This is a genomic window from Streptantibioticus silvisoli (genome assembly GCF_027947535.2).
Lineage (GTDB): Bacteria > Actinomycetota > Actinomycetes > Streptomycetales > Streptomycetaceae > Streptantibioticus_C > Streptantibioticus_C silvisoli.
This window is the reverse complement of sequence record NZ_JAAGKO020000113.1, coordinates 1-6,846: the sequence shown is the minus strand read 5'-3', so window position 1 is coordinate 6,846 and position 6,846 is coordinate 1. Positions and strand designations below refer to the sequence as shown.

6 protein-coding genes and 1 pseudogene are annotated in these 6,846 nt (G+C 72.3%); 3 read left to right on the top strand and 4 right to left on the bottom strand.

The window, feature by feature from the left end:
* Positions 1-36 precede the first annotated feature (36 nt).
* Together POF43_RS34115 and POF43_RS34110 are read right to left on the bottom strand one after the other, a co-directional pair.
* A complete protein-coding gene (locus POF43_RS34115) occupies positions 37-687 on the bottom strand; it encodes a LuxR C-terminal-related transcriptional regulator (protein ID WP_271317703.1) in 651 nt (216 codons plus the stop codon).
* Positions 639-2,087 (bottom strand): sensor histidine kinase, encoded by a 1,449-nt coding sequence (locus tag POF43_RS34110; protein ID WP_271317702.1) that lies wholly within the window; start codon positions 2,085-2,087, stop codon positions 639-641. Before POF43_RS34110 ends, POF43_RS34115 begins: the two co-directional genes overlap by 49 nt.
* Before the next feature lie 151 nt (positions 2,088-2,238).
* Between POF43_RS34110 and POF43_RS34105 the strand changes: the two genes are divergently transcribed.
* From POF43_RS34105 to proC, 3 genes are all read left to right on the top strand, one after another.
* Positions 2,239-3,213: an ABC transporter ATP-binding protein gene (locus tag POF43_RS34105; RefSeq protein ID WP_271325287.1), complete on the top strand. Its 975-nt coding sequence runs from the start codon at positions 2,239-2,241 to the stop codon at positions 3,211-3,213.
* Positions 3,210-3,950, top strand: coding sequence for an ABC transporter permease (locus POF43_RS34100; RefSeq protein ID WP_271317700.1), 741 nt, complete (start codon positions 3,210-3,212; stop codon positions 3,948-3,950). The genes POF43_RS34105 and POF43_RS34100 overlap by 4 nt, the downstream gene beginning before the upstream one ends.
* 378 nt (positions 3,951-4,328) lie before the next feature.
* Positions 4,329-5,138, top strand: coding sequence for a pyrroline-5-carboxylate reductase (gene proC / locus POF43_RS34095; protein WP_271318812.1), 810 nt, complete (start codon positions 4,329-4,331; stop codon positions 5,136-5,138).
* A 156-nt stretch (positions 5,139-5,294) separates the two neighbouring features.
* Here the strand turns inward: proC and POF43_RS34090 are convergent.
* Positions 5,295-5,851: pseudogene (locus POF43_RS34090) on the bottom strand (tryptophan--tRNA ligase); the annotation flags it as partial.
* Positions 5,852-6,483: 632 nt separating this feature from the next.
* The coding region (locus tag POF43_RS34085) for a hypothetical protein (RefSeq protein WP_282704953.1) at positions 6,484-6,846 on the bottom strand (363 nt) is incomplete at its 5' end.

Genomic DNA, 6,846 nt, shown 5'->3' with positions numbered 1-6,846 from the left:
CCCGCATTCCCCCTCCCCCGGGCGAAGCCCACCCCCTCACCGTGAGCCGTTCAAATACGCCAGCACCGCCAGCACCCGGCGGTTGTCGTCGTCGGAGGCGGTCAGGCCGAGCTTGGTGAAGATGCTGGTGGTGTGTTTGCCGACCGCGCCCTCGCTGACGAACAGGCGTTGCGCGACAGCGGCGTTGGAGCGGCCCTCGGCCATCAGTTCCAGCACTTCGCGCTCGCGCGGGGTCAGGGCCGCGAGCGGTTCGTCGCGGGCGTTGCTGCGCAGTAGACGGGCGATGACGTCGGGATCCATCGCGGTGCCGCCGCCCGCCACCCGCCGTACGGCGTCGGTGAACTGCTCGGCGTTGAACACCCGGTCCTTCAGCAGGTAACCCACCCCGCCGCTGCCGTCCGCCAGCAACTCGCGGGCGTAGAGCTGCTCGACGTGCTGCGAGAGCACCAGCACCGGCAGGCCCGGCAGCGTGCGCCGGGCCGCCAGCGCCGCCTGGAGTCCCTCGTCGGTGAAGGTCGGCGGCAGTCGCACGTCCACCACCGCGACGTCCGGCCGCAGGTCCACCAGCGCACGGTGCAGTTCGGGACCGCTCTCCACCGCCGCCGCGATCTCGAAGCCATGGGCCTCCAGCAGCCGGATCAGGCCTTCCCGGAGGAGGTAGAGGTCCTCGGCGAGGACAACGCGCACGGCAACTCCAAGGTGACGATGGTCGGCCCGCCCTGCGGACTGCTGACGGCCAGGACACCGTCGAACGTACCCAGCCGGCGTTCGATCCCGCTCAGCCCGCTGCCGGTCGCCGTCGCCGGGTCCGCGCCGCCCGCCCCGTCGTCCGTCACCTGGACGCGCAGTGCGTCACCGGTGTGGTGCAGGTCGACCCACACCCGTTCCGCCTGCGCGTGCCTGGCCGCGTTGGTCAGCAGTTCGCTCACCGCGAAGTACACCGCCGATTCCACCGCCGCCTCCGCCCGGTACCCCGACAGGTCATCGGTCACCTCCGCCGTCAGCGGACTGTCCAGCGCCAGCGCCCGTACCGCGTCCGCCAGCCCGCGTTCCGCCAGCACCGGCGGATGGATGCCGCGCACCAGCCCGCGCAGTTCCTGCAACGCCGTCGCCGACGCCTCCCGCGACTGCGCCAGCAACGTTCGCGCCGCCTGCGGATCACGTTCCATCAACGCCTCGGCCGCACCCAGGTTCAGGCCCATCGCCACCAGGCGCGCCTGCACCCCGTCGTGCAGGTCACGTTCGATCCGCCGCAGTTCAGCCGCCTGCGCGTCGACCGCGTCCGCCCGCGTCTCGGTCAACTTCTGTACGCGCTCCTGGAGCTGCACGTTCTCCGGTGGGGACAGCAACTCCGCCGACCAGCGGCCGGTCGCCGCCACCACGCCCGGGGCCGCCGCAGAACCGGCCACCGCGAGCCCGAACAGCGCGAGCCGGCCGCCCACCATCAACCGACCGGTGTCCGACGCCAGGAACAGCCGGTACAGCGACATCCCGTGCGTCAGCATCGGCAGCACCTGTCCCGCCAGCCCGTAGACCACCATCAGCGCCGGGAGCAACGCCACCAGCCCGATCCACGGCGCGCACAACAGCCAGCGCGCCTCCCGCCGTACCGCCGGATCCGACCAACGCGGCCACGGATCACGCAGCCCCTGCGGCCCCGCCTCGATGCCGAACTCCTGCTCCAGCAACGCCCGCCGGTCCCGCGCGAGCCGCCGCGTCCACCGCAGCGCCGGTTCCCGCACCGCGCGGGCCCCCGGCAGCCCGGCCACCGTCAGCAACGCCGCGGCCGGCCCGGTCCGCAGCCCCGCCAGCCCCCAGCGCGCGCCCCGCCGCAACGCCTCCGCGCGCAACCGCCGCAGTTCGCGCCCCCGCTCGTGGCGCGCCGCGTGCCGGGCCGCCCGCTCCTCGTGCCGCGACCGCGTCGCGTGCGCCCGCATCTCGTGATGCCGCAGGTGTGCCTCCGCCCGTGCCCGGGCCCTGACCTGGTGCCGCAACGCGTGCTCCTCGGCCCGCGTCAGCCGCCCGGCGGACCGGGCCGTAACGCGCTCCACGGCCTCGGCCATGCGCTCCGCGTCTCGCTGCCTCATGCGTCGCCTCGCTCCCTCATGCGTCCAGTGTGCGAGCCGCGCCGCGTTCGCGCACTGACCTCACCGCCCGGAACGGGGTGGGGCTGGACCCACCCCCCGGCGGGGCGCCCCGGCTTGACGCCCGCAGCCTGCGCGGAGCAGTATTCAACACATGATGAATAAATCCCCGGCTCCCGAAGACGCCGCGGACGCCACCCCCGACGCCGCTGCGGACACCGCTCCCGATGCCCCCGCCGACACCCCGACGCGGGGCCCGGCCGACAGCACGTCCGACACCACACGTCACGCCGGCAGCACGTCCGGCACCACACGGCGCACTGCCGAATCCGGCACCACACGTCACGGCGCCGGCTCCCCTGACCACGCCGCCGTTCACGCCGACGGCCTCACCGTCGTCCGCGGTGGCGGCACCGTGCTGGACGGGATCGGCTTCACGGTGCCGCCCGGTGTGATCACCGGCCTGCTCGGCCCGAGCGGATGCGGCAAGTCCACGCTGATACGGGCCCTGGTCGGCGCGCAGGCCGGGGTCACCGGAACGCTCGTCGTCCTCGGCCACCCGGCCGGCCACCCCGCGCTGCGCCCCCGTGTCGGCTACGTGACCCAGGCGCCGTCGGTATACGCCGACCTGACGGTCCGGCAGAACCTCGACTACTTCGCCACCGTCCTCAACCCCCGCGCCACCGCCGCCGAACGCCGGACCGGCATCGAACGCGCCCTCGCCGACGTCGACCTCACCGCGTACGCCGACCGGCTCGCCGGTCGCCTGTCCGGCGGCCAGCGCTCCCGCGTCTCCCTCGCCGTCGCCCTGCTCGGCACCCCCGACCTGCTCGTCCTCGACGAGCCCACCGTTGGCCTCGACCCCGTCCTGCGCCGCGACCTGTGGGACCTCTTCCACCGGCTGGCATCCGAACGCGGCACCACCCTGCTCGTCTCCAGCCACGTCATGGACGAGGCCGAACGCTGCCACCGCCTGCTCCTCATGCGCGACGGCCGCCTGCTCGCGGACGACACCCCCGACGCCCTGCGCGCCCGAACCGGTGCCGACACCGTCGAGGACGCCTTCCTGCGTCTCGTCGACCGGTCCGGGACCGACGCCGACCGTTCCACCCGGGAGTACACGCGATGATCAGCCCCACCCGCACCCTGGCCACTGCCCGCCGCGTCCTGCTCCAACTGCGCCACGACCCGCGGACCATCGCGCTCATGCTCGTGGTCCCGCTCGCCCTGCTGACCCTGCTGTACTGGGCCTTCCACGCCACCCCCGGCGTCTTCGACCACGTGGGCCCGGCCCTGCTGGCCGTCTTCCCGATGACGGTGATGTTCCTGGTCACCTCGATCGCCACCTTGCGCGAACGCACCTCGGGCACCCTGGAACGCCTGCTCGCCATGCCGCTGGCCAAGGCCGACCTCCTGCTCGGCTACGCGCTCGCCTTCGGCCTGCTCGCCGTCGTCCAGGCCGCCGCGGCCACCGCCCTCGCCGTCGGCCTGCTCGGCCTGCACCTCACCGGTTCCGCCTGGCTCCTGCTGCTGTTCGCCGTCCTCGACGCCCTGCTCGGCACCGCGCTCGGCCTGTTCGTCAGCGCCTTCGCCGCCAGCGAGTTCCAGGCCGTGCAGTTCATGCCCGCCTTCGTCTTCCCGCAACTGCTGCTGTGCGGGCTCTTCGTCCCGCGCGACCGGATGCAGGCGGTGCTGTCCTACGTCTCCGACGTCCTGCCGATGTCCTACGCGGTCGACGCGATGACCCGGGTCTCCGACACCGCCGGATTCAGCGGCGACCTGGCCCGCGACCTCGCCGTCGTCGCCGGCTGCGCGCTGGCCGTCCTGGCCCTGGGCGCCGCCACCCTGCGCCGCCGCACCCGCTGAACGTCCGCGTAATGCCGCATACCGTGCGCAGTACTGCGTGATGCTGCGTAATACCGCGTGATGCCGCGTAATACCGTACGAATAGTTCCGTATACCGCACGAATACCCCCGTACACCCACGCCTGCTCCCCGCCCGCCCCCTGGTACACCGCCCGCCCCCTCGTACACCGCCCGCCTCACGCGTACCGCCCGCTTCGCCCCCGACACCTCGCCGACGCCCCGACGCTCCTCCCCGATGCCCCCCACCACGTGCCGCCCACAGCGAACTCGCCGCGGCGCGCCGGTGGTCACCGGCTGAGACGGCGGGGCGTCCGGGGCGGGCCGGTGCGAGGATGAGCCGGCAAGCATCGTGAGCCGTCGTATGGAGTGAGCCGTTCCATGACCCAGAAAGTCGCCGTCCTCGGTACCGGCAAGATCGGGGAGGCCCTCCTCTCCGGCATGATCCGCGCCGGCTGGACCCCGGCCGACCTCCTGGTCACCACCCGTCGTGAGGAACGCGCCGCCGAACTGCGCGACCGCTACGGCGTCCCCACCGTCACCAACGCCGAGGCCGCGAAGGCCGCCGACACCCTCATCCTGGCGGTCAAGCCGCAGGACATGACGGCGTTGCTCGACGAACTCGCGCCGCACCTGTCCCCCGACAAGCTCGTCATCACGGCGGCCGCCGGCGTGCCGACCTCCGTCTTTGAGCAGCGCCTCGCCGAGGGCATCGCGGTGGTCCGCGTCATGCCCAACACGCCGGTCCTGGTGGACGAGGGCATGTCCGTCATCTCGGCCGGCAGCCACGCCACCGAGGCGCACCTGGTCCGTACCGAGGCGATCTTCGACCCGGTCGGCAAGACGCTGCGCGTCCCGGAGTCCCAGCAGGACGCCGCCACCGCGCTGTCCGGCTCCGGCCCGGCGTACTTCTACTACCTGGTCGAGGCGATGACCGACGCCGGCATCCTGCTGGGGCTGCCCCGCGCCCAGGCCCACAACCTCATCGTCCAGGCCGCCATCGGCGCCGCCGTCATGCTCCGCGACAGCGGCGAGCACCCCGTCAAGCTCCGCGAGGCCGTCACCTCCCCGGCCGGCACCACGATCAACGCCATCCGCGAGCTGGAGAACCACGGGGTCCGCGCCGCCCTGCTCGCCGCCCTCGAAGCCGCCCGCGACCGCAGCCGCGAACTCGCCTCCGGCCACAGCTGACCCGGCCCCTCGCCGCTGAACCGCGGTCGGCGGCCGCCCGCCCCGACCGCGGTCGCGGTGCCCACCCCGGCCTCAGTGCCCACCCCGACCGCGGTGCCCGCCCCGCCGCGTGACCACCACCGCAGCACCGATCCCCCCGGGACACCGATCCACCGCAGGGTCCCGGGGGCCCATCACCCGGGCCGCCACCGTTTGCGTGGTGTCCGCGGCGTCGTGAAGACCGTGCCGTACCGCTGGTTGAAGCGTTGAAGCGCACGGCCAGTCCCCGGGCGACTTCCACGTGTTGCGTCCGGTCCTCGCCGCCCCGCACCTCCTGCGTGCGGTACGCCAGGATGTCCGCCGCCATCAGTGCCGGATACGTCCAGCAGCGACAGCCGGCCGCTCCCGTGCCCGCTCCCGCCGCGCCTTCTCCTTGTGCTGGATCACGCGGTGTACCGGATCACGCCGCGTACCGGACTACGCGGCGCACCGGATCACGCCGTGTACCGGATCACGCGGCGCATCTCCCCGTCGGTCGCCACGTACGCCATGCCGTCGTTCGCCACGCACGCCATCAGGTCCGCGAGCCCGGTGTGCTCGCTGACGTGGCCCTGCGCGAAGAGCGTGCGGCGTTCCGGGGCGACACCGGCCGCCAGCAGCAGCGTCGCCGCCTGCCGGTTCAGCCGCAGCGTGCGCGCCGGCCCGTGGTCCACGGTCAGCACGTGCAGGTCCATTACACAGACACGTACACGTCCACCACGCAGAACAGCGCCTCGCCGCCCGGCCGCCCGGCCCGACCCTCTGCTCCAGGCGCCCAGGTGATGGCGCCCAGGTAACGGCGCCCAGGTAGTCGCGGAGGGCCATGTGCCCGGTCGGCTCGATCCCGCTGAAGCTCCGCGTCATCCCGTCCGCCTCGTCATCTCGTCCGTCTCCCGTTCCCACGGTCGGGGCTGTCGGCCTCAGCAGCGCCCCGGGGAGTCCCGGATACGCGAACGGTCGCCCTGCCTGCGTCCGGTGCCACGCATGCCCTGTGCCCGGTGCCACGCATGCCCTGTGCCCGGTGCCACGCAAGCGCCGCGTCCGGTGCCACGCAAGCGCCGCGCCCGGTACCGCGCGTGGTCCCCGCGATCAGGCGGCCCACCACCGCCGGCTCAGCGCGTACGAGGTCGTGCCCCGGAGCTTGGACCGCCCGGTGCCAGCGGTGGACCGGCTTGAACGCGTCAAACGTGCGGTGTACTGTTCACGGGTTGCCACGAACCGGAAGGTTTGACGGCAGCCATCCTGCCGCTCCGACGGCAAACCACTGCAGTGCGGCCCCTCGCGGGGGTCGATTTCGGCACGCCCGGAATTGATGTGAATCGCTCGATTAGGAGTCGGCGAGGGAATCCGCTAAAGTAGTGGACACGCCGCAAGGCGCGAAAGCAAAATCCCCGCCAGCGGGAATCAGGCCCGAAAGGATCTGATAAGCTGGTGGAACACCGAAGGGAAAGCCCGGAGGGGCCGGTGAAACGGTCTCGAAGGTAGCTTCCGTTCCTTGAGAACTCAACAGCGTGCTAAAAGTCAACGCCAAATATGTTGATACCCCGTCCATCGGATCGGTTTTTCCGGTTCGTGGATGAGGTTCCTTTGAAGAAAAACACATAGCGAGGACGTTGTGCACGACCGGGATTATTCCTTCTGGTTGTGCCGCTCTCGTGGTGTTCACCGGGATGACCCGGAGACATTCACG